The sequence below is a fragment of the Polaromonas potterensis genome, from assembly GCF_033446725.1.
GTDB lineage: Bacteria > Pseudomonadota > Gammaproteobacteria > Burkholderiales > Burkholderiaceae_C > Polaromonas.
This window is the reverse complement of the sequence record NZ_JAWQLX010000012.1, coordinates 121,441-142,844: the sequence shown is the minus strand read 5'-3', so window position 1 is coordinate 142,844 and position 21,404 is coordinate 121,441. Positions and strand designations below refer to the sequence as shown.

Genomic DNA, 21,404 nt, shown 5'->3' with positions numbered 1-21,404 from the left:
GTCACCAAGTCCTACCATTTAGGCATGGCTTCGTCCTTCAACTGGCCGCGCAACTCGGCGTAATCCGGCACCACGGCGCGCACCGTGTCCCAAAAACGCGGGCTGTGGTTCATCTCCCGCAGGTGGCTCAACTCATGCACCACCACATAGTCGATCACCGAAAGTTTGAAATGGATCAGCCGCCAGTTCAGGCGGATGGACCCGTCGGCGCTGGCGCTGCCCCAACGGGTACCGGCACTGCTCAAACTCAGCTTGCGCCACTGCACACCCAGTTGCGGCGCAAAGTGATCGAGGCGTTCGGTGAACAGGCGTTTGGCCTGACGCATCAGCCAGGCCTGCACGGAATCGCGGATTTGGTCGGCCGTGGCGTCCTGCGCCAGCGCGATGTGCAGGGCCGATGCCGCTGCCTCGCCCGGGCTGTCGGTGGCCGCGGGGGTCTTGAGTTCGCCGCCGACACCGCCAAAAGCATGGCGCGGGTCGATCACCAGCGTCACCGGTGCGCCCAGGAAAGGCAGGCTCGCGCCGTTTTTCCAGTCAATGCGCGCGGATTCGAGCCGCGTATGCCGCGCCCGGGTCTCCTGCAGCTTGGCGACAATCCAGCCGGCTTTTTCCTGCACCGCCTTGTCAATCTCGTACAGCGGCACCCACTTGGGTGCGCTCACGACCAGCCCCTCGGCACCGACGGAAAAACCGATGGTGCGGCGTTTGCCACGGCGGAACTGGTAGGCCACCACGGTCTCGCCCAGCAGGGCTTCGCGGCTGGCATTCGGATGGCGGTAGGTGGCGGGGTCCAGCAACTGCTGCAAGGTCTGCGTCGGCAGCGGGTCGGCGGCCAGCGCCTGACTCGCTATGCTTTCAGGAGCTTCTTGCGCATACTCCGCAAGGGCTGGAGGCCGATTTGACTCTTTATTTTCAGAGTGATCCGGTTTTTGCACCGCGGGCTTGGCGGGCACGGAATCAAAGAGGTCAAGCGTGAACTGAAGAAGCCTTTGCATGCTGGCAGTTTAGCGCTGCCGGGTCCTGCGCAGGCGATGCCGTTCAAGCTTTTGCGCCGGCCGTTTCAGGGTAAGCCTCGGGATCGAGGCGGCGCATCTCGGCTTCTATCCAGGCCTCGACCTCACGCATCAGTTCTTCGGGTTTGCGGCCCACACTGCTGATGGGTTTGCCGATGGAGATATCGACAATGCCAGGCCGTTTGATGAACGCCTTGCGCGGCCAGCACTTGGCCGAGGTCACGGCGACCGGGACCACGGGTGCGCCGGTTTCAATCGCCAGCCGCGTGCCGCCGGTTTTATAGACGCCTTTTTGCCCACGCGGGATACGTGTGCCTTCGGGGAACATGATGACCCAGGTGCCCTGAGCCATCAAGCGTTTGCCCTGGGCCACCACCTTGTTGAAAGCCTGGGCCCGCTGGCTGCGATCGATGTGGATCATGTCCATGCGGCTCATGGCCCAGCCGAAAAAGGGGACGTACAGCAGTTCGCGCTTGAACACAAAGGCCAGCGGATGTGGCATCAGGGTCACCATGGAAAAGGTCTCCCAGGTGCTTTGGTGCTTGACCAGCAACACCGCGGCGCTGGTTTCGCCCGTGGGCAGGTTTTCCATGCCGGTCACCCGGTTCTGGATGCCCAGGATGACCGTGCCGCCACTGACCGCCAGACGCAGCCAGCCGGCACACAGCCAGTAAATCTGGGTGCTGCTGCCGAACAACGAAAACACCAGCACGGCCAGCGCCCAGGGCACCACCGTGATGGCCATCCACAAAAGATGAAGAATGGAGCGAATCAGTGCCATGGCGTGTTGTCAATCAAGTTTGTAAGCATTTTTGGCATCTAGCCCTTTACACATGGGCATAAGCAGCTATTGTTTTTATAGCGTCACGCCGCCGTGCCGCGATTCAGGATGAATTCGACAAAGGCGGCCAGGTCGGCGTGCAAGCGTGTCCCTGGCGGCAGGCCCTCGGGCTGGCCGCCAGCCTGGTATTGCGCCGACTTGCCGGTCAGCACCAGGTGCGGCTCGCAACCAGCGGCGGCGCCGGCCAGCAAATCACGCACCGAGTCGCCGGCCGTCGGCACGCCTTTGAGCGGCACGCCAAAACGCGCACCAATCTGCTCGAACAGGCCGGGCAGCGGTTTGCGGCAGTTGCAGGACTCTTCCGGGCTGTGCGGGCAATAAAACACCGCGTCAATGCGCCCACCCTGGGCCGCCAGCAGCTTGTGCATCTTGGCGTGCATGGCGTTGAGCGAGGCCACGTCAAACAAGCCACGACCCAGGCCCGACTGATTGGACGCAATCACCACATGCCAGCCCGCATGGGTCAGCCGCGCAATCGCCTCCAGCGCACCGGGCAGCGGCATCCACTCGTCCGGCGTCTTGACGAAATCGTCACTGTCGCTGTTGATGGTGCCGTCGCGGTCGAGGATGACGAGTTTCATGGGGGCTCCTGATCAGGCCGCGAGTTTGGACAGATCGGCGACGCGGTTCATGGCCTGGTGCAGCGTGGCCAGCAGGCCGAGGCGGTTGGCACGCAGTGCCGGGTCTTCGGCGTTGACCATCACCCCGTCGAAGAAGGCATCGACCGGCGCCTTCAAGGCCGCCAGTGCCTGCAGCGAAGCGGCGTAGTCGTCCAGCGCAAAATGCCCATCCGCAATCGACGAAACGATTTGCAGTGTGGAGAAAAGCTGTTTTTCAGCATCCTCTTGCAACAAGGCAGGATCGACCTTGGCTTCTACCGTGCCTTCGGCTTTTTTCAGGATGTTGCCGACACGTTTGTTGGCGGCGGCCAGCGCCGGCGCTTCGGGCAGCGCAGCAAAAGCACGAACGGCCGCCAGGCGTTTGGCGACATCGCCCAGGCGCTGTGGCTTCAAGGCCAGCACGGCATCGACTTCCTGCGCGCTGTAACCTTGCTCACGCAACGAACCGGCCAGACGGTCGTAAATAAAGTCCACCAGAGCCGCGGACGCGTCCTGAATCTTGTCGCCAAACACAGCGCCAGCGCCCGCAACCAACTCCGTCAGCCCCAGCGGCAAATCTTTTTCGACCAACATGCGGGTCACCCCCAGGGCATGGCGGCGCAGCGCAAACGGGTCCTTGTCGCCGGTCGGCAAATTGCCAATGCCGAACATGCCGACCAGTGTCTCCAGCTTGTCGGCCAGCGCCACTATCACGCCGATAGCGTTGCGCGGCAACGCGTCGCCGGCAAAACGCGGCTTGTAGTGGTCTTCAATCGCGTCGGCCACATCGGCAGGCAAGCCATCGTTAAGCGCGTAGTAGCGACCCATGATGCCCTGAAGCTCAGGGAACTCGCCAACCATGTCGGTCACCAGATCGGTCTTGGCCAATTCGGCGGCGCGCTGCACGTCGGCCACATTGACACTCAATCGGTTGGCGATTGCTTCGGCGATGGCCCGCACACGCTGAATACGTTCACCCTGCGTGCCCAGCTTGTTGTGATACACCACCTTGTCCAGCCCCGCCACACGCGAAGCCAGCGTCTTCTTGCGGTCCTGGTCAAAAAAGAACTTGGCATCGGCCAGGCGCGGGCGCACCACACGTTCGTTGCCGCCAATCACGGCGCTGGCATCAGCCGGGCTGATGTTGCTGACGACCAGAAACTGGTTACTCAACTTGCCCGAAGCATCGAGCAGCGGGAAATACTTCTGGTTGGCCTTCATCGTGAGGATCAGGCATTCCTGCGGCACATCCAGGAATTCTTTTTCGAACTCGCAGACCAGCACGTTCGGGCGCTCGACCAAAGCCGTGACTTCATCAAGCAGGGCGTCGTCTTCAATGGCTTTGACACCACCGCCAAGCTTGGCCGCAGCAGCCGCCAGCTGGCGGGCTATCTCGGCGCGGCGCGCGGCAAAACCGGCAATCACGGCGCCGTCTTTTTCCAGGGTCGCGGCATAACTATCGGCATCTTTCAGGACCACCGGATCAACAGCAGCCTCGAAGCGATGGCCATGGGTGCTGTTGCCCGACTTCAGGCCCAGGGCCGTCACAGCCACCACGCTGCTGCCATGCAAGGCCACCAAGCCATGGGCAGGGCGCACAAAACTCACGCTGCTCCAGCCCGGCAGTTCGCAATCGGTTTCCAGCTGGTAAGTCATGACCTTGGGGATGGGCAGCTTGGCAATGGCTTCGAGCAAGGCTTTTTGCAGGCCTTCGGCCAGGGTCGCACCGGTGACCGTGCTGTCGTAAAACAGCGCCTCGGCCTTGCCGTCCATGGCTTTTTTCAGACCCGCGACGCTGGACGCATCAGCGCCCAGCGCGGCCAGCTTTTTCAGCAAGGCGGGCGTGGCATTGCCAGAGGCATCCAGCCCCACCGTCACCGGCATCAGTTTTTGCGACACGGACTTGTCGACCGCTTGCGCCGCCACAGCGGTGATGTGCGCAGCCAGACGGCGCGGCGAGGCAAACGCCGTCAGCACGGCGTCGGCGGGTGCCAGCCCCTGGCTTTTCAGTTGCTCCAGCAACACGCCAGCAAAGGCGTCGCCGAGCTTTTTGAGCGCCTTGGGGGGCAGCTCTTCAACAAACAGTTCAACAAGAAGATTTTGTGCGGTCATATCGAAATCAATTCCAGCCCTGCAGCCTGTGCATGGGCCCTACGGTTACGGTCAAACGGTAAAAAGTGGCTGCGCCCCGGAGTCGCTGGCCTGCCTCGCGGCGCATTTTCACCACTGTATCTTTTATTCTTCTGTCCACCTCATGGCTGCGGGCTGACATTGTCCTGCCGCGCCAACACATCAATAATTTCCACCATCTTTTTAAAGGTCGCTTCGCCGGCCAGCATGGCCGCTGCAAATCGTTCCGGGTCCGGCGGGAATCGCGCCTGGTCACTGGCAATACGTGGCCGGGTGTCTCGTTGCACACGCAAATGTTCAAAGCCGATATTGAAATAAAACTCCAACTGGTAAAACAGCCAGCCCCGGTCTTGCGGGTAACGCTGCGCGTAATACGCCATCTGCTGTTGCGCGGCCCGGTTGACTTCCAGCATCTGGGCGTACTCGCCGCCGTCCCCATAAAACCTGGCGATTTTTTGGTGGATCTCCACCAGATGAACCTGCCACAGGATATTGGCCGGTTCCCGCTCAAGCAGTTGGGTGCGTATTTTCAGCGCGTCCTGGTAAGCGGCCAAGGCCTGCCCCTGGAATTTTGCCCGGCGCCGGTTTTCCAGATCGGCAATGTCCAGGTAAACCGTGCCCAGGTCGCTTTGCCACTGGGTGTTGGCTGGGTCCAGCTTGGCCAAATCCTCATGCAGCCCCTGCCCGTCGGTGTAGGCATCACGTGCAGGAGCTAGTTTGCCCAAATAGTTCAGCGTCTTCCCGATCTTGTCAAAAGTCAGCGCCAGTTCACGCGTCCACAGCGTGTTGGTTTCGTCTTGGCGGAACAGGTTTTGACGTATCGCCAGTTCCTCATGGTAGGCCGCCGGAACTTTGCTTTGCGTGCTCTCCACGGCATCGCCCATTTTCCCGTAGATGGTGGCGAGATCGCGCTGCCAATCGGTGTTGGCCGGGTTGCGTTTTGCCAGGCGCAGGTGAATGTCAAGCGCAGGCTGGTAGTGGGCCAGGCGTTTCTCCGCGCTGCCCTGGCTTGGGGCTGTTTTGCCATAACTGAGCGCCAGCGCCCGCTGCCATTCGTCCTTGTCGGGCTCTAAAGCCGCCAGGCGTTCGTGTATCAAACGCGCGGCGCGGTAGTAGCCTCTTGCCGCATCGCGGAACGCCCAGGCACGCGCCTCGTCGTCTCTTTGCCCAGTCACCTTGATGCGTTTGACGGTCTCCATCAAGCGGCTTTTGGGATTCCCCTTCACATCATTGCGGGCCAGAAGCAGCGCCCGGCTGTAACCGGGATCGTAAGGATAATGGCTCGTATCTTTCTGGCCTTGCAGGTGTTGAAGGTCGCCCATCTTGTCCAGCATCACGGCCAGGGCATGCTGAGACTGGGTGTTGCTGGCGTCCTGCGCCACACGCGCTTCAACCAGCTTCAACTCGGCGACGGCGCTGGTCCAGGCTTGGCTCGCCTGGATGTCGCGCAGGTCTTGGGGATGGCCGGCTTGCGCGGCCGAGAGCGACCCCATGCAGCACAAGACCACCAACATCAGCGCCATGACAAAACGCTTCATACCGAGGCTTCTTTTGCTGCGCGGCAAGGCCCAACGTCGCCCCGCTTGTGGCGCGCCTTTAGGGGCCGCGCTTCGACCAACAGCTCAACATGAAGATTCTTGCTGGCCACGCGTCACTTCGGCTCGGTCAGGGTGTAATGCAGCACCGTGGGGAAAGGGTCGTAAAAGTGGTGCAACAGGGCCCGCCACTGCTGGTACTGCGCCGACTGGCGAAAACCCACGGTGTGGTCTTCCAGCGTGTTCCAGCGCACCAGCAGGACGTACTGGTGGTCATGCTCGACGCAATGCTGCAGCTCATGGCCCAGATAACCGGGCATGGCGGAGATGATGGTTTGCGCCTGTGCAAAAGCAGCCTCGAAGCCGGCGGTTTCTCCCGGCTTGATCTGCAGCATGGCGACTTCCAGAATCATCAGGCGGCTTTCTTCGCCATCTGTTCCACCCACTCGCGCGGCGCCATCGGGAAGCCCAGACGCTCACGGCTTTCGTAATAACTTTGCGCCACGGCGCGTGCCAGGTTGCGAATACGGCCAATGTAGGCGGCGCGTTCGGTCACGCTGATGGCACCGCGGGCATCCAGCAGGTTGAAGCTGTGCGCGGCTTTCAAAACCTGCTCATACGCCGGCAGCGCCAGTTGCGCCGCTATCAGGTGTTTGGCCTGCTTCTCGTGCGCGGTGAACGCGGTAAACAGGAAGTCGGCGTCGCTGTGCTCGAAGTTGTAGGTCGACTGCTCGACCTCGTTTTGTTTGTAAACGTCGCCGTAGCTCAGGCCGTCTGTCCACTGCAGGTTGTAGACGTTGTCCACGCCCTGCAAATACATGGCCAGGCGTTCCAGGCCGTAGGTGATCTCGCCGGTGATGGGTTTGCAATCGATGCCGCCCACCTGCTGGAAGTAGGTGAACTGCGTGACTTCCATGCCGTTGAGCCAGACTTCCCAGCCCAGGCCCCAGGCGCCCAGCGTCGGGTTTTCCCAATCGTCCTCGACAAAACGGATGTCGTTTTTCTTCAGATCAAAACCCAGCGCGGCCAGCGAGCCGAGGTAAAGCTCCAGGATGTTGCTTGGTGCGGGTTTGAGCACGACCTGGTACTGGTAGTAGTGCTGCAGGCGGTTCGGGTTTTCGCCGTAACGGCCGTCTTTCGGGCGGCGGCTCGGCTGCACATAGGCGGCCTTCCAGGGCTCGGGGCCAAGCGCTCTCAAAAACGTAGCAGTGTGCGACGTCCCGGCGCCGACTTCCATGTCATAAGGCTGCAAAAGTGCGCAACCCTGGTCAGCCCAGTAGGTCTGCAGCTTCAGAATAATTTGCTGGAAAGTGAGCATTTTTTAAGTGGCCCCAATAACTGGGCAGGTCTGCGAAATCGCGTAAACCCTTGATTTTACGGGGCTTCCGTCCGTTTAAGCTTGTTAGAGCCTGTTTACGATCTCCATGGGGTCGCGTTGGGGCGCAATCGGGATGAGTTGGTCGCCAAGACCTCGCAGCATGAGCCCATGCCCATGCAAAAGGTTTGGCGGGCAAATCGCCCGATTTCGCCCCAACCCGAAGGGCTGGTGCCTTTTCGGGCGCTCTGCGGCGTTGCGGCGCTTGCCAATAGCCAGCTATTGGCGGCGCACCGCGCCTTGCAGCCCATCCCGAAAAGACGCCAGCGCGGCCCCATCGAGATCGTAAACAGGCTCTTACTGCCCTTCGCTGGACACGAAACATGACAACCCAACAGCTGATTTTGAGCCTGGTCCTGGCGACCATGGTGTTTTCGGTGGCGCTTGATCTCAAGGTCGGCGACTTCCAGCGCGTGGCCCAGGCGCCCAAAGCGGTGATCTGCGGCCTGATCCCGCAGTTCATCCTGCTGCCCGTGGGCACCTGGATCGCCACCCTGTTGCTGGATCTGCCGCCCAATGTCGAGGCCGCCATGATCCTGGTCGCGGCCTGCCCGGGCGGCAGCCTGAGCAATGTGATCACCCACCTGGGCCGGGGCAACGCAGCGCTGTCGGTCAGCGTGTCGGCCGTGGCCAGTGTGATTGCGCTGTTTGCCACGCCGTTCAACTTCAGCTGGATGATCGCCAGCAACCCGGCCACCGCCGCCTGGCTGCGCACCCTGGACCTCGACCCCTCGGGCATCTGGATCAGCCTGCTTTTGCTGCTGGCCGTGCCCATGGGCCTGGGCCTGCTGATGTCGCACCAGTGGCCCGCGCTCACGGCCCGCATCCGCAAACCCCTGGGCAATTTCGCCGTCATCGCCTTGCTGCTGTTTATCGTGGCCGGCCTGATCAAGGAGCGCCAGTTGCTGACCTTGGGCCTGCTGCCCCTGCTGCTGATTGTGGTCTTGCACAACGCCAGTGGCCTGTTTTTCGGCTGGATCACCAGCATTGCCATGCGGGTCAGCGAAAAAGACCGGCGCGCCGTCATGATCGAAGGCGGCATGCAGAACTCGGGGCTGGCGCTGGGCATCATTGGTGTGCAATTCAACAGCGACCTGGGCATGGTCACGCTGGCCAGCTTGTGGGGCATCTGGCATATCGTGAGCGGCCTGTCACTGGCTTATTGGTGGAGGGGAAAAGATGCTCGACTTGCTGATTAAAGGGGCGACTGTGGTGGACGGCAGCGGCGCAGAGCCGTTTGTCGCCGATGTCGGTGTACGCGCTGGCCGCATCGTAGCCGTCGGGGCCATCAACGAGGCCGCGCATGAAACCGTGGACGCACAAGGCCTGTGGCTGACACCCGGTTTTGTCGACATCCACACGCATTACGACGGCCAGGTCACCTGGGACGAGAACTTCACGCCCAGCATTTACCACGGCGTGACCACCCTGGTGATGGGCAATTGCGGCGTGGGTTTTGCGCCTGTGCGGCCCGGCCATGAAGACGATTTGATCAAACTCATGGAAGGCGTCGAAGACATTCCCGGCGCCGCGCTGCACGAAGGCATACGCTGGAACTGGGAGAGTTTTCCGCAATACATGGACGCGCTGGACCAAGACCCGCGCAGCCTGGACTACCTGGTGCAGGTGCCACACGACCCGCTGCGCATGTATGTCATGGGTGAACGCGCCGTGGCCCAACAAAGCGCCACGCCAGCAGACATCGCCGCCATGCGCGCCCTGCTGCATGAAGCGCTGAAAGCCGGCGCGGCAGGTTTCAGCACCGGGCGCAGCGACAACCACCGCACGTCTGAGGGCAAGGAAACACCGGCCGCCGAAGCCAGTGCCGCCGAACTTGCGGGCATTGCCGGCGCCTTCCAGGGCCTGGCTCACGGCGTGGTGCAGGTGGTCAGCGACTTCGACCTGCTGAAAGGCCCACAAGGTTTTGACGCCGAGTTTGCGCTGATCGAACAGCTGGCACGCGCCAGCGGCAAACCCCTGTCCATGACCTGGCTGCAGCGCGACCCGGGCGGCGAACAATACGAGGCCATACGCGCCCGCGTTGAAGCGGCGGTGGCGGCCGGCCTGCCGCTTTACCTGCAGACCGCGGCGCGCGGCATTGGGGTGATCAATGGGCTGGACGCGAGTTTTCACCCTTTCATGGGTTTCCCAGGCTACAAGGAAGTGGCCCACCTGCCGCTGGTCGAACGTGCGGCCGCGCTGCGTGAGCCGGCGCGCAAGGCCCGTATCCTGGGCGAAAAATCAGAACGCCTGGCCGGCGACGGCACGGCGATTCCGCCGCTGGTGGACATTTTGTTGGCGCGCATAGACCTGATCAGTGGCCGCATGTTCCCGCTGGACGGCCAGCTCAACTACGAGCCGTCGGTGATGCAGAGTTTTCTGGTGCAGGCCAAACAGCGCGGCATCACGCCGCTGGAAGCGTTGTACGACCACCTGGCCGCCGGCGACGGCAGCGGGCTGGTTTATTTCCCCATCTTCAACTACAACAGCGGCTCACTGGCAGCCGTGCGCCAGATGCTGGCCCATCCGCGCGCCTTGTCCGGCCTGAGCGATGCGGGTGCCCACGTGGGCACGGTGTGTGACGCCAGCTTCAGCACCTTCATGCTGACACACTGGGTTCTGAGCCGCGCGCAGGACAAACTTTCGCTGGCGCAGGCCGTGGAGATGATGAGCAGCCGCAATGCGCGTTATCTGGGTCTGCAGGATCGCGGCCTGATCGCGCCCGGCCTGCGCGCCGACCTCAACCTGATCGACCCGCAACGCCTGGCCATGGGCACGCCGGCACTGGTGCGCGACCTGCCGGCCGGTGGCAAACGTTTTTTACAAAAAGCGCAGGGCTATGTGACGACCTGGGTCGCCGGGGTGGCGGTGCAGCGCGAAGGCGAAATCACGACCCACCGACCGGGCCGGCTGGTGCGCATGGGCCAGGCTGCGGCCTGACTTTGTAAGCAAATAGTAGCCAACGCCCTTTAACAACGGGCGCAAGCAGCTATTGTTTTTATAGCGACTGGAGCAACGCCCTAGCGGCGACGCCCCAGCCAGGCCAGCAGCACCAGGCCGGCCGCGCCCAGCCACAAGGGCCAGAGGCCGAAGCGTGACACCCACCAGGCATAAGGCGTGACGCCGTTGCGCCCTTCGACCTCGCCCACCAGCACACCACGGGTGAGGCGCGGCAGCTCGTGGGTGACCTGGCCGCGGTGGTTGATGATCACCGTCGCGCCGGTGTTGGTGGCGCGGATCATGGGGCGCTCGAACTCCAGTGTGCGCATGCGCGAGATGGCCAGGTGCTGGTCGATGGCCACGGTGTTGCCGAACCAGCCGATGTTGCTGACGTTGACCAGGATGGTGGGTGCGCTGGCCGGGTCGACAAAAGCCGCCGCCAGTTCTTCGCCAAACAAATCCTCGTAACAAATATTCGGCGCCAGCCGCTGGCCCTGCCAGTCCAACGAGGCTTGGCCCAGCGCACCGCGCTTGAAGTCGCCCAGCGGAATATGCATCAGGTTGATGAACCAGCGAAAACCTGGCGGCACAAATTCGCCAAACGGCACCAGGTGGTGTTTGTCAAAACGGTAAAGCGGCGCCGGCGCGCTCGCAGCGGCGGCTGATGATGACGCCGGGCGCAGCCCGACCACCGCATTGGCGTAACCCTCGGTATAACTGCCCATGGGCATGCCTATCAGCGCCGCCTGCTGGCCGCTGGCAAAACGATTTTGGATGGCGCTCCAATACCCTTCGGGCAATTGCTGCGGTAGCAGGGGCAGCGCGGTTTCGGGCGCCACCACCAACGCGGTTTTGGCGTCCCGCAGCTGCTCGCCATACCAGCGCAGCGCCGTTGGCAAACCGCTGCCGGGCTGGAATTTTTCGTCCTGGGGAATATTGCCTTGCAGCAGCGTGACCTCCAGGCTGCCGGCCGGTGTGGAGTTCGGGCGACCGGCAAGCAGCGACAGCCCGAAGAACAAGACGATCACCGGCACAAACAAGCGCTGGCGCCGGAACTGGCCCAGCCCCGCAAAGCAGGCCGCCACAAAGGCCGCGAGAAAGGTGATGCCATGCACACCCACCCAGCGCGCGTAGTCGCCGAGTAAACCGTCCAGGTGGGCATAACCGGCTTCGCCCCAGGGGAAACCTGTGAAAAACTCGACACGCGCCAGCTCGGCCAGCAGCCAGAGCGCGGCAAACACCAGCGCGCGCCGCAGCCGCGTCGCGGGTGCTAATGCCACAAACGCGGCACAGGCGGCGGCGTAATACGCGGCCAGAAAAACCGCCAGCCCGACAATCGCCAGCACGGCCAGGGGCGCGGCCAGCCCGCCGTACACATGCAGCGACACAAACAGCCACCAGAAAATGCCGCACAACCAGGCGCTGGCAAACGACCAGCCCAGGACCAGCCCCTGCTTCCAGCCGGTGCAGCGATCCAGTTGCCAGACCAGCATACCCAGCGCCAGCAACTGCAGACCCCAGACCGTCTGGCCTTGCGCCAGCCCCCAGGAAAATGGCCAGGCGATGCTCAAGGCATGGGCGCCGCCAGCTATAAAAACAAGCGCAAGCCGCAACAGGGAAAGTTCTTTGCGCTGTCTGGGGTGACCGATGTGTTCGAGCAAGGCGGGCAAGGTGGGCAGGGCGGACACCATGCTGTCGATTGTCTGCCGTCCCATCTGTGCGTGGCCCTTATTCGGCGCCGACCGCGGCGGGCGCGACCTTGAACCAGCGCACGGCGCCGCCTTTGGTGTGCAAGACGGTGAACTGCAGGCCGGACAAGACGTGAATTTCGCCGCGTTTGGGCACATGGCCCATCTCGTGCGCAACCAGGCCGCCTATGGTGTCGAAGTCGGTTTCGGGAAAGGTCACGCCAAAAGCTTCGTTGACCCGCTCGATCGCAGTGTCGCCGCTGACGCGGTAGGTGTGGTCGGTCAGGCCGAAGATGTCGCCGTCGTCTTCGGCGATGTCGAACTCGTCCTCGATCTCGCCGACGATTTGCTCCAGCACGTCTTCAATGGTGATCAGCCCGGCGACCCGGCCGAACTCGTCAATCACGATGGCCAGGTGGTTGCGGTTGCCGCGGAACTCACGCAGCAAGTCGTTCAGGCCCTTGCTTTCAGGCACAAACACGGCGGCACGTAACAAGGCGCGGATGTTGAGCCCGGGCGCACGCTGCAGCTTGAGCAAATCCTTGGCCATCAGGATGCCAATGATGTTTTCTTTTTCGTTTTCGTAGACGGGAAAACGCGAGTGGGCGGTGTCTATCACCAGGTGCAGCAACTCGTCAAAAGGCGCATCGATGTTGATGGCGTCCATGCGCGGCGCGGCCACCATCACGTCCCCGGCCGTCATGTCGGCCATGCGGATCACGCCCTCAAGCATTTCGCGGCTTTGCGCGCCGATCACGTCGTTGTCCTGCGCTTCAACCAGGGTTTCAATCAGCTCGTCTTTGGAGTCGGGCCCGGGGTGAAGCATTTCAGCGAGCTTTTGCAAAAAGCCGCGTTTGTCTTCCGGTTTGGAAGGTCTACTGGGGGGAGCGTCGGACACGAGGGTGTTCGGTAGTTGAGAAGCTGTCAAGGATAGCGCATTCCCCGGCGACCCCGTATTCTTAGCGAGCCGTGCGCCGCGTGCGCCTCCCGCACATACCAGCAGGGGCCGCGGGCCTGGCTTCGCCAGACCGCAGGCGCAGCGCCCCCTCGGGGGGCAGAGAGCTACACGTTAGTAGAGCGAACGTGGGGGCTCTACATCGGCATGCGGTCGCGCCCATCACGCACGCCGCGCCGCACTTCCTGCACGATCGCCAGGAAGTCCCAGAACTGCTTGGCCTGGACTTTCAGGCGGTAGTCGGTCTGGGCCAGTTGTTCTTCCACCATCTCGGTCATGCGCGAGTCCAGGTCGGCCGGCGGCAGCTTGAGGTAGGCCTCGCTTTCGGAGCCGTCACGCTCGATCACGGCGCCGGCTTTGCGGGCGATGTTGAGCATGGCGGTGTTTTCGCTGAGGGCGTGGATGAACATCATGCTCACACCTTCGTTGCGCGCATGGATCACGGCACGGTCGAACAGCCGGGCGCCGTAGCCACGTCCGCGGGCATGGGGCAAGACCGACACGCCGAACTCGGCGCAGCTGGTGAGTTTGGGGTCTACCGACAGCGCCAAGTGCGCCATCGCGATCAGCTCGAGCTTGCGGTTGTAGATGCCAAAAATCTCGTCGCGCTCGAAATTGAGGCCCGCCACATAACGGCGCACCTGCTCGTCGCTGGCGGCATAACCAAAACGCAGGTAGCGGTCGTGCTGGCTCAGCGCCAGCAAGTGGTTTTCAATCCGCTGGCCATGGCTGGGGCCTATGGAACGGATGGGCACCATCACGGGCGCTTTGTGCGGCTTGCGCTCGTTTTCCGCCACGGGCGGGCGTAGCAGTTCTTTGCCTGCGTTCAGGGATGCCTTGAGAAAAGTGCCGGGGGTAACCATGGGTCCAATATAAGGGTTTTCCCTAGAACGCCTAGTACTAAGGGCTTCTTTCTCGGGCAGAGCAGCAGGATCGCTTCAGTTTACATGCCAAATCAGCCTCCAGCCCTTGAGACATATGCGCAAGCAGCTATAAAAACAGGAGCGAATTCGGCTTGCAGCGCCCGCCTGGTGGGCCGGCACCAGTCCCAAACTGGGGGCGATCCCCTAATTCAGTTCCTGAATTAAGCCCGCAAGCCGCCGCAAAAACAAGCGCGCCGACGTATCAACGTCAAACCGGCACCGCCGTGGTCGCTTTGACACGGTCCAGTACAAAGCTGGTTTTGCAATCCTGCACGCTGGGGTGTTTAAGCAAGGTGTCCATGATGAAGCGGCTGTAATGGCTCATGTCGGCCACCACCACCCGCAGCAAATAGTCCATTTCCCCAGTCAGGGCCGCACATTCCACCACCTCGGGCCAAGTCTGCACACTGGCGCGAAACAGATCCATGGGGTTGCGTTTGTGCGATTCCGTGTGTTTTTCCAGCCGCACATTGATATAGGCGGTCAGCCCCAGCCCCACGGCCTCGGGCTTGACCAGTGCCACATAACGATCGATCACGCCGCTTTCTTCCAGCCGCTTGACCCGGCGCAACACGGCGCTGGGCGAAAGGCTGACCTGCTCGGCGATTTGCTCGTAAGTGGCCCGGCCGTCGGCTTGAAGGCTGCGCAATATCAGTCTATCCAGCTTGTCTAATGCTTCCATTCTTCATATTTTGCATGTTTACTGCGCAACATTCAACTTTGGCGCCTCACTATGCATAAAAAATGATGGCTGGTGCGCCTACAGTCATGGCATCCCTACTTCGTCCTGGAGACATGCATGAACGCCCCCCTACCCACCGCCACCACCAACTGGGACAACCCCATGGGCACCGACGGCTTCGAGTTCATCGAATACGCCGCGCCGGATCCGGCCGCCATGGGTGCGCTGTTCGAACGCATGGGTTTCACGCCTATCGCCAAACACCGCCACAAAAACGTCACCTTGTACCGCCAGGGCGGCATCAACTTCATCATCAATGCCGAGCCTGACTCGTTTGCGCAGCGTTTTGCGCGCCAGCATGGCCCCAGCGTTTGCGCGATCGCCTTCCGGGTGCAGGACGCCAAGGCCGCTTACGAGCGCGCCATCAAGCTGGGCGCCTGGGGTTATGCCGACACGGCCGGCCCGGGCGAGCTGAACATTCCGGCCATCAAGGGCATTGGCGACTCCATCATTTATTTCATCGACCGGTGGCGCGGCAAAAACGGCGCCCAGCCCGGCGACATCGGCAACATCGGCTTTTACGACGTGGACTTTGAGCCCCTGTCCGGCGTGAGCGGCCCGGAAGCACTCAACCCGGTCGGCCACGGCCTGACCTACATCGACCACCTGACCCACAACGTGCACCGCGGCCGCATGGCCGAGTGGTCGGGCTTTTACGAACGCCTGTTCAATTTCCGCGAAGTGCGCTACTTCGACATCGAAGGCCAGGCCACGGGCGTCAAGAGCAAGGCCATGACCAGCCCCTGCGGCAAGATCCGCATCCCGATCAACGAAGAAGGCAATGAAAAAGCCGGCCAGATCCAGGAGTACCTGGACAAATACCAGGGCGAAGGCATTCAGCACATCGCCATGGGGTCCAGCGACCTGTTTGCCACCGTGGACGCCCTGCAACTCAGCGGCATGAAGCTGTTGAGCACTGGCGACACCTATTACGAGCTGCTCGACAAACGTATTCCGGGCCACGGCGAAAATGTGGCCGACTTGCAGGCGCGTAACATCCTGGTGGACGGCACGCCGGGCGAGTTGCTGCTGCAAATTTTCAGCGAAAACCAGCTCGGCCCCATCTTCTTCGAGTTCATACAGCGCAAGGGCAACCAGGGTTTTGGCGAGGGCAACTTCAAGGCCTTGTTCGAAAGCATAGAGCTCGACCAGATGCGCCGCGGCGTGCTGGCCGCCAACAAAACCTGAAGCACAAGGAGCTGATCATGGCTGTCGAACCGGTTGTTTATGGGGCCAGCGAACGCCCGCCGCGCGGTGACTACGCGCGTGGGGGCCAGGTGCTCAGCGACTACACCTGCCCGCAAAATTATGCGGCCTACACCGCGGCCGACCATGACACCTACCGTCGTCTGTATGAGCGCCAAGCCGCGCTACTGCCAGGCCTGGCCTGCGACGAGTTCATTGCCGCCCTGCCCTCGCTGGGCATCAAGGATCACATCCCGCGCTTCGAGGCAATCAACGAGCGCCTGTACAAAGCCACGCAGTGGGAAATTGTCGCGGTGCCGGGTCTGATTCCCGAAGTGCCGTTTTTCACCTTGTTGGCGAATCGCAAATTCCCGGTGACCGACTGGCTGCGCACCCCGGAAGAATTCGACTACATCGTCGAGCCCGATGTGTTTCACGACCTGTTCGGCCATGTGCCGCTGCTGTTCAACCCGGTGTTTGCGGACCACATGCAGGAGTACGGCAAAGGCGGGCTCAAGGCCCACGGGCTGCACGCCTGCGAGCAGCTCAGCCGGCTCTATTGGTACACGATTGAGTTCGGGTTGATCCAGCAAAAAGACGGCCTGCGGGCTTATGGCGCCGGCATCCTCAGCTCGTCCGGCGAGCTGCAATATTCCGTCACCAGCCCCGAACCCCAACGTCTGGCGCTGGACATTGAACGTGTCATGCGCACCCGCTACAAGATCGACAGCTACCAGCGAACCTACTTCGTCATCAACAGCTTCCAGGAACTGTTCGACAAGACGGCGCCGGACTTCACGCCGATTTATCAGCGGCTCCAGGGTCTGTCCGAGATCGAGGCGGATGTGCGGCGGGCTGGCGAGGTCCTTATTCAGCGCTGAAGCGTTGGGGTCACGACAAGCGAGACAACGACCCGCGGAGTGAGACTTCTCCGCAAGGGCCTCGTTGCGTGACATGCATATAGCAGGCGCCGTTTCGGGCCTGAGACACGCGTTGGATGGTGAGCCACAGTCCATCAGCGACGAACTCCCATACGGCGTGGTGCTTTCAGACTCTAGGAACACGTGGCTCGCACGCCCCCGCGAGCCCGCCTCTCTGGCCAAACGCTTGGCCTGAACCAAATAGGCCTTACAGTACGCCGTAACGTTTACTAACATGTAGTCATTTCATCAACCGCGACCACTGGAGAGAACTTATGGGCTATTTCATGAAGGAACACGACATCCACGTTGGAAGTCTGCTTGATCAGTTGAACGTCCGTTTCGGACCAACGCCTGACAAGAAAACACACTTTGGAGGCATTGATGAAATGGTTGCACTGCAAAAAGAATTCAAAATTTTCAAAAAAGGTCGCTCCTTTAAAAGCAGCGTGGCGGTTCTCAATATCGGAGCCTCCCACGCCGAAGCAAGAAACCGCATGCATGACTACTTCACCAATTTGAGCAAGCATGACTCCAACGTGCTCAACCAGAATGGCGATGCGGCCGTTGTCAATGCCTTGGTAAAAAACCTCGCCTCAAAGACGCCTCTGCCGGTGTATTTCACATTTCACGACATGCGGGCAGAAAAAGGAAACACCCGGGTATTGATCACCGAAAAGAATCGACCCGTTACGTATTTCAACCGTGACTACCTGACCATTTCATTTCCGACGCTGCCAGAAAAATCGGCCAAGTCGGCAGCGAAGCCAGCGGCAAAAGCAGCCAAGAAATAAGCGCAGCAATGAACGCGGGGGTGGGTTCATCATGACGACAGCTCCGCCCCCCAGCAAGCGGCTCGACAGCTTGCACGCGGAAATTGAACGCTACTACACACACAAGGTGTTGACACATGGGGCAACCGCCCTTGGGGTGGACTGGACCTGCCAACCTACCCAGGAGTTGCGCTTTGTTCAACTCCTCAAGCTGTGTGATTTTCGCAAAGAGCTCTCCCTCAACGATGTCGGCTGCGGTTATGGCGCGCTGCTGGCCTTTCTGTTGAAACGGCATCGCAGCGCCTGCGTCGACTACCTCGGCACAGACCTCTCGGAAGCCATGATCGCGCAGGTGCAACCCTCTTCCCGTCCAAACATTCGCGCTCAATTTATCGTCGGCAGTGCGATTCCGCGCGTGGCGGATTACTCTGTCGCCAGCGGGATTTTTAACGTCAAGCTTGCACAGCCTGCTGCGCGATGGACTTTGTTCATCAAGAAGACCCTGGCCGACATGAATAATGCAAGCCGCCTTGGTTTTGCCGTCAATTTTTTGATGCCGCTTGGCTCTGAGCTACAAGCCATCCCTGCGCTTTATCACGCATCAGCTGAAATGTGGATGCGTTATTGCGAGCAGCAGTTCGGTGCAAAAGTCGAACTGCTTGCCGACTACGGCATGCGGGAGTTCACGCTGCTTGTCCGACGCTGATGCCCGTGTGACCAGGAAAATCGGTCAATACGGCCAATCGAGACTGTTCGCGCAACAAGGACTCTTGATAAATAGTGGCGCCGGTCAAACGTATCAACCGCTCCGCCTCCGCGAACAAGGCCTGCGCCTGATCTGCCCGCGCCGAGCCGAAGGCATCAAGCATCGCTGACGCACGGGTAATCAGCGCCCGGCACTCGGGCAAGCGGGTACTTCGCTGACGGGAAATTTCAATCGCTTCCTGGGCGACATCCAAGGCTTGCTCAGAGTTACCAAGGCCGCGGTGACATTCCGCCAGGCTAGCGAGAATTTCCGTTTCAAACTCCATGGCGACCTTGGCATGTCGAACCAGTGTCAACGCCTCCGAAAAAGTCCGTGCAGCCGTCTCAAAGTCGCGGTCAATACTGGCAACCGTCGCGCGACAGCTCAACGCAAATACACGCAAATAGGGATTTTCATGCTTGGCCGCAATCTCCGCGACATACGCGTAGTGCTCGTGCGCCAACTCAGCGTTCTGACGGCACCACGCCAAATCTATGTACCCAAAATGAGCGAATTGCAGGATCACCGGGTCATTCGATGACTCCCCACGGCCCAACAGCTCCTGCAAGCATTGCGCGGCATCCTCCAGACGCCCCAACCGCATTAGCAGTCGCCCCCGCATGCCCATCACCCAATGCTCAATGCTGAAGCCAATCCATTCACGGTCAAATCGGTCAATGGCGCCCATGTCCCGAAGCGCAATATCGTTGGCCGCCAAGGCTTGCGCCAGCATGCCCGCCCAAGCATAGGCCTGACTCAATGCGGCATTGATCGTCGCTGCGCGCCCCGGGTCGGCATCGGCATCCATCAGCGACAAGGCCTTCTGCAGACGCTCAACATACTCGTCCGCCGGACCACCGCTTGCTTGCAACATCCGTCCTTCGCCCATCAAGAGTAATTGGATTGAGCGGCTATCTACTTCACCGGCAAGTTCGGTTGCTTCGTCGATAAAGGGCTGCACCTCCTGCAAAGTCAGACCTTCGCGCCACCCAAGCACCGAAATCTGTCCGCCAGCCCGCACCCGCAAGCTGTCGCTCGCGGTGGATCTGGGCTGGTTTTGTAGAAGCGCGCGCACCTTGTGCCAATGCTTGATCGCGAGAGCCGAATTGGTAGAGCCGACCCATTGCGCGGCGCGAGCCGCATGACTGGCGGCATCAAGAAACTGTCCCGCGGCCTCATAGTGGTACGCGATCAGGCCAGCATATTCATCGAGCTGATCACGGTAATAGACCTCCATCGCTAGGGCAACCGCGCAATGAAGCGGGCCGCGATGTACTTTGAGTTGCGTGCTGTACGCCACCTCCTGAATCAAGGGATGACGAAATGTAAAACGACGTCCACCTACCGCGGGCTGCGGCAAGATCAACTGGGCATGGCAAAGGCCATTCAGCCCCTGTTCAATCACACTGGCGAGCGGGCTGGCCATGTGTTCGAGCACCGCCAATGGAATTTCTTTGCCGATGATGGCGCACATTTGAAGAAGCGTTTTTTCGGGCTCCCCCAAACGATCAAGTCGGGCGCCAATGACGGCTTGCACGGTCGCCGGTAACGCGCGCTCGAACGCATCCAGCCCTGCGATGCGCAGATCCACGCCCTCGACCAGCAGTCCGCTGTCACTCAGCGAACGCACCAACTCTTCCGCAAAAAAAGGATTGCCACCACTTCGTCTGACAACCAACTGGCATACGTCCTGAAATTCCTGGCGAGGGCCGATCAATGTCCTGACAAGGTGTTCGGTCTCCTTGTCGCTCAACTGTCCCAATTCAATTTTCTGGGCGTTCTCGGGCCGTGCCCAGGGCAAGTGATAAGAGGGTCGGTAATTCAGGACCACCATGGTCCGCGACTCTGCGGCGGCTTCAATGAGCGTCGCAATAAATTCTTCGCTGGCTTCGTCCAGCCAATGCAGGTCTTCGATGAGAATTACCGAGGTTGTTGCTACATCGTGTTTGACCAACTCCCGCACGATATTGAGCAAGCGGGCATGCCGCGCTTTGGGACTGGATGCCGCATGCAGACTTTCAGCTGGCGCGACCCCAAGGAACTCGTACAAAAGCACCAGGTCGGTTTCAGCCGGCGGGCCGAGCTCGGACATGCGTACCGCGATCCGGGCTCTGGCAGCGGCAGCATCGTCCGAAGGCGGAATTCGGAAGAAAAATGTGCGGAGCAGACTCAAGCCCGGCTGCAATGGCGTAGCGTGACCATAGGGCTGCGCACGCACCTCATACACGGGTATCTGACGGGCACGACACCACTGGGCGAACTCGTGGCAGAGTCGACTCTTGCCAGCGCCGGGCTCACCCGAAATATCGACCACGCGCGCCTTGCCATGTTCGGTGAAATGCAAGGCCTGCTGGAGCAAGGCAATCTCCCGGTCGCGACCAAAAAACGGTGTCAGGGTCGCCTGATGGAACCCTTGGCTCCCCGTCTTGAGCCCCTCCAGCGCATAGACCCCGTATTGACCTGAAATGCCTTTCAGGGCGTGTGAGCCCATGGGCCGCGCGTCGCACAAAGAACGAACCAGCCCATAACAACTTTCCGACATACAAATGCCGCCCGGATCGGCCAGACTCACCACCCGGCTCGCCAAATGAATGCTCAAGCCATGGGCGCCGCCGCCTCGGCCATCGGCATTCCGGGGGTCGGACGCAACCTGCCCAGAGTGCAACCCGACACGAATGCGCAAGCCCTGCGCCCCGCCAGGGAACGCCTGCTGCATGTCGAGCGCGGCTTCGCAGGCCAGCAAGGCATGCCCCTCGAGCGCTTTAGGGACACCGAACAAGGCCATCACGCCGTCACCCATGGTTCGCACCACGGTGCCGCCAAATGCCTCGATGGACTCGCACATGAGCGCCAACGCCGGACCCAGGCGCTCCATGGCTTGTTCAGCGTCCAGATCGGCAATCTGCTCGGTGGAACTCACGATGTCGGCAAAAAGAACCGTGGCCTGCTTGAGTTCACCCCACATGAGCGTTCGGGGGAGGACACGTGGAACCGTCGCAGCAGCAGAAGAATTAACGGAAGTTTGAGGGGTGCCACAGGC

18 protein-coding genes are annotated in these 21,404 nt (G+C 61.1%); 6 read left to right on the top strand and 12 right to left on the bottom strand.

Annotation, left to right across the window (positions count from 1 at the left end):
* Nucleotides 1-11 precede the first annotated feature (11 nt).
* The 7 genes from R6254_RS19530 to glyQ all read right to left on the bottom strand — a co-directional run bounded on the left by R6254_RS19530 (nt 12) and on the right by glyQ (nt 7,436).
* Nucleotides 12-995 carry a M48 family metallopeptidase gene (locus R6254_RS19530; protein ID WP_318409339.1) on the bottom strand — a complete coding sequence of 328 codons (984 nt, stop codon included), beginning with the start codon at nt 993-995 and terminating at the stop codon, nt 12-14.
* A gap of 43 nt (nt 996-1,038) precedes the next feature.
* Nucleotides 1,039-1,794 (bottom strand): lysophospholipid acyltransferase family protein, encoded by a 756-nt coding sequence (locus R6254_RS19525; protein WP_318409338.1) that lies wholly within the window; start codon nt 1,792-1,794, stop codon nt 1,039-1,041.
* Between the two features lie 83 nt (nt 1,795-1,877).
* Nucleotides 1,878-2,435 carry a D-glycero-beta-D-manno-heptose 1,7-bisphosphate 7-phosphatase gene (gene gmhB, locus R6254_RS19520; RefSeq protein WP_318409337.1) on the bottom strand — a complete coding sequence of 186 codons (558 nt, stop codon included), beginning with the start codon at nt 2,433-2,435 and terminating at the stop codon, nt 1,878-1,880.
* Nucleotides 2,436-2,447: 12 nt separating this feature from the next.
* Nucleotides 2,448-4,565, bottom strand: a complete 2,118-nt coding sequence (glyS, locus tag R6254_RS19515; protein WP_318409336.1) for a glycine--tRNA ligase subunit beta — start codon at nt 4,563-4,565, stop codon at nt 2,448-2,450.
* 140 nt (nt 4,566-4,705) lie between these two features.
* Nucleotides 4,706-6,121, bottom strand: coding sequence for a tetratricopeptide repeat protein (locus R6254_RS19510; protein WP_318409335.1), 1,416 nt, complete (start codon nt 6,119-6,121; stop codon nt 4,706-4,708).
* A gap of 113 nt (nt 6,122-6,234) precedes the next feature.
* Complete coding sequence (locus R6254_RS19505) at nt 6,235-6,531, bottom strand: antibiotic biosynthesis monooxygenase family protein (protein WP_318409334.1); 297 nt, start codon at nt 6,529-6,531, stop codon at nt 6,235-6,237.
* A complete protein-coding gene (gene glyQ / locus R6254_RS19500) occupies nt 6,531-7,436 on the bottom strand; it encodes a glycine--tRNA ligase subunit alpha (RefSeq protein ID WP_318409333.1) in 906 nt (301 codons plus the stop codon). The genes R6254_RS19505 and glyQ overlap by 1 nt, the downstream gene beginning before the upstream one ends.
* A gap of 380 nt (nt 7,437-7,816) precedes the next feature.
* Here glyQ and R6254_RS19495 point away from each other — a divergent pair, with 380 nt between their 5' ends.
* Together R6254_RS19495 and R6254_RS19490 are read left to right on the top strand one after the other, a co-directional pair.
* Nucleotides 7,817-8,692, top strand: coding sequence for a bile acid:sodium symporter family protein (locus R6254_RS19495; protein ID WP_318409332.1), 876 nt, complete (start codon nt 7,817-7,819; stop codon nt 8,690-8,692).
* The gene (locus R6254_RS19490) at nt 8,673-10,433 is read left to right on the top strand and encodes an N-acyl-D-amino-acid deacylase family protein (RefSeq protein WP_318409331.1); all 1,761 of its coding nucleotides are present in this window, start codon (nt 8,673-8,675) and stop codon (nt 10,431-10,433) included. The genes R6254_RS19495 and R6254_RS19490 overlap by 20 nt, the downstream gene beginning before the upstream one ends.
* Nucleotides 10,434-10,513: 80 nt before the next feature.
* Here the strand turns inward: R6254_RS19490 and lnt are convergent, their stop codons facing one another.
* The 4 genes from lnt to R6254_RS19470 form a co-directional block, all read right to left on the bottom strand.
* The gene (lnt, locus tag R6254_RS19485; protein ID WP_318409330.1) at nt 10,514-12,148 is read right to left on the bottom strand and encodes an apolipoprotein N-acyltransferase; all 1,635 of its coding nucleotides are present in this window, start codon (nt 12,146-12,148) and stop codon (nt 10,514-10,516) included.
* A 13-nt stretch (nt 12,149-12,161) separates the two neighbouring features.
* Entirely contained in the window at nt 12,162-13,019 is an 858-nt protein-coding gene (locus R6254_RS19480) for a CorC family transporter (RefSeq protein ID WP_318409329.1), read from the bottom strand.
* A gap of 194 nt (nt 13,020-13,213) precedes the next feature.
* Nucleotides 13,214-13,939 (bottom strand): GNAT family N-acetyltransferase, encoded by a 726-nt coding sequence (locus R6254_RS19475; protein ID WP_318409328.1) that lies wholly within the window; start codon nt 13,937-13,939, stop codon nt 13,214-13,216.
* A 268-nt stretch (nt 13,940-14,207) separates the two neighbouring features.
* Nucleotides 14,208-14,681 (bottom strand): Lrp/AsnC family transcriptional regulator, encoded by a 474-nt coding sequence (locus tag R6254_RS19470; RefSeq protein WP_318409327.1) that lies wholly within the window; start codon nt 14,679-14,681, stop codon nt 14,208-14,210.
* A 117-nt stretch (nt 14,682-14,798) separates the two neighbouring features.
* Here R6254_RS19470 and hppD point away from each other — a divergent pair, with 117 nt between their 5' ends.
* From hppD to R6254_RS19450, 4 genes are all read left to right on the top strand, one after another.
* Entirely contained in the window at nt 14,799-15,929 is a 1,131-nt protein-coding gene (hppD, locus tag R6254_RS19465) for a 4-hydroxyphenylpyruvate dioxygenase (protein ID WP_318409326.1), read from the top strand.
* Between the two features lie 17 nt (nt 15,930-15,946).
* Nucleotides 15,947-16,807, top strand: coding sequence for a phenylalanine 4-monooxygenase (phhA, locus tag R6254_RS19460; protein ID WP_318409325.1), 861 nt, complete (start codon nt 15,947-15,949; stop codon nt 16,805-16,807).
* A gap of 314 nt (nt 16,808-17,121) precedes the next feature.
* Entirely contained in the window at nt 17,122-17,640 is a 519-nt protein-coding gene (locus R6254_RS19455; RefSeq protein WP_318409324.1) for a hypothetical protein, read from the top strand.
* A gap of 31 nt (nt 17,641-17,671) precedes the next feature.
* Nucleotides 17,672-18,325: a class I SAM-dependent methyltransferase gene (locus R6254_RS19450; RefSeq protein ID WP_318409323.1), complete on the top strand. Its 654-nt coding sequence runs from the start codon at nt 17,672-17,674 to the stop codon at nt 18,323-18,325.
* On the opposite strand, the gene R6254_RS19445 is transcribed toward R6254_RS19450, so the two are convergent.
* Entirely contained in the window at nt 18,303-21,329 is a 3,027-nt protein-coding gene (locus tag R6254_RS19445; RefSeq protein WP_318409322.1) for an ATP-binding protein, read from the bottom strand. The two genes, R6254_RS19450 and R6254_RS19445, sit on opposite strands and share 23 nt — an antisense overlap.
* Nucleotides 21,330-21,404 lie beyond the last annotated feature (75 nt).

Bases quoted from the DNA above. Each gene is read 5' to 3' on its own strand.
- R6254_RS19505 (WP_318409334.1), bottom strand. From the start codon at position 6,531: ATGATTCTGGAAGTCGCCATGCTGCAGATCAAGCCGGGAGAAACCGCC.
- R6254_RS19470 (WP_318409327.1), bottom strand. From the start codon at position 14,681: ATGGAAGCATTAGACAAGCTGGATAGACTGATATTGCGCAGCCTTCAA.
- R6254_RS19510 (WP_318409335.1), bottom strand. From the start codon at position 6,121: ATGAAGCGTTTTGTCATGGCGCTGATGTTGGTGGTCTTGTGCTGCATG.
- R6254_RS19445 (WP_318409322.1), bottom strand. From the start codon at position 21,329: ATGTGGGGTGAACTCAAGCAGGCCACGGTTCTTTTTGCCGACATCGTG.
- hppD (WP_318409326.1), top strand. From the start codon at position 14,799: ATGAACGCCCCCCTACCCACCGCCACCACCAACTGGGACAACCCCATG.
- R6254_RS19455 (WP_318409324.1), top strand. From the start codon at position 17,122: ATGGGCTATTTCATGAAGGAACACGACATCCACGTTGGAAGTCTGCTT.
- R6254_RS19450 (WP_318409323.1), top strand. From the start codon at position 17,672: ATGACGACAGCTCCGCCCCCCAGCAAGCGGCTCGACAGCTTGCACGCG.
- gmhB (WP_318409337.1), bottom strand. From the start codon at position 2,435: ATGAAACTCGTCATCCTCGACCGCGACGGCACCATCAACAGCGACAGT.
- R6254_RS19490 (WP_318409331.1), top strand. From the start codon at position 8,673: ATGCTCGACTTGCTGATTAAAGGGGCGACTGTGGTGGACGGCAGCGGC.
- R6254_RS19525 (WP_318409338.1), bottom strand. From the start codon at position 1,794: ATGGCACTGATTCGCTCCATTCTTCATCTTTTGTGGATGGCCATCACG.
- glyS (WP_318409336.1), bottom strand. From the start codon at position 4,565: ATGACCGCACAAAATCTTCTTGTTGAACTGTTTGTTGAAGAGCTGCCC.
- glyQ (WP_318409333.1), bottom strand. From the start codon at position 7,436: ATGCTCACTTTCCAGCAAATTATTCTGAAGCTGCAGACCTACTGGGCT.
- lnt (WP_318409330.1), bottom strand. From the start codon at position 12,148: ATGGGACGGCAGACAATCGACAGCATGGTGTCCGCCCTGCCCACCTTG.
- R6254_RS19495 (WP_318409332.1), top strand. From the start codon at position 7,817: ATGACAACCCAACAGCTGATTTTGAGCCTGGTCCTGGCGACCATGGTG.
- phhA (WP_318409325.1), top strand. From the start codon at position 15,947: ATGGCTGTCGAACCGGTTGTTTATGGGGCCAGCGAACGCCCGCCGCGC.
- R6254_RS19530 (WP_318409339.1), bottom strand. From the start codon at position 995: ATGCAAAGGCTTCTTCAGTTCACGCTTGACCTCTTTGATTCCGTGCCC.
- R6254_RS19475 (WP_318409328.1), bottom strand. From the start codon at position 13,939: ATGGTTACCCCCGGCACTTTTCTCAAGGCATCCCTGAACGCAGGCAAA.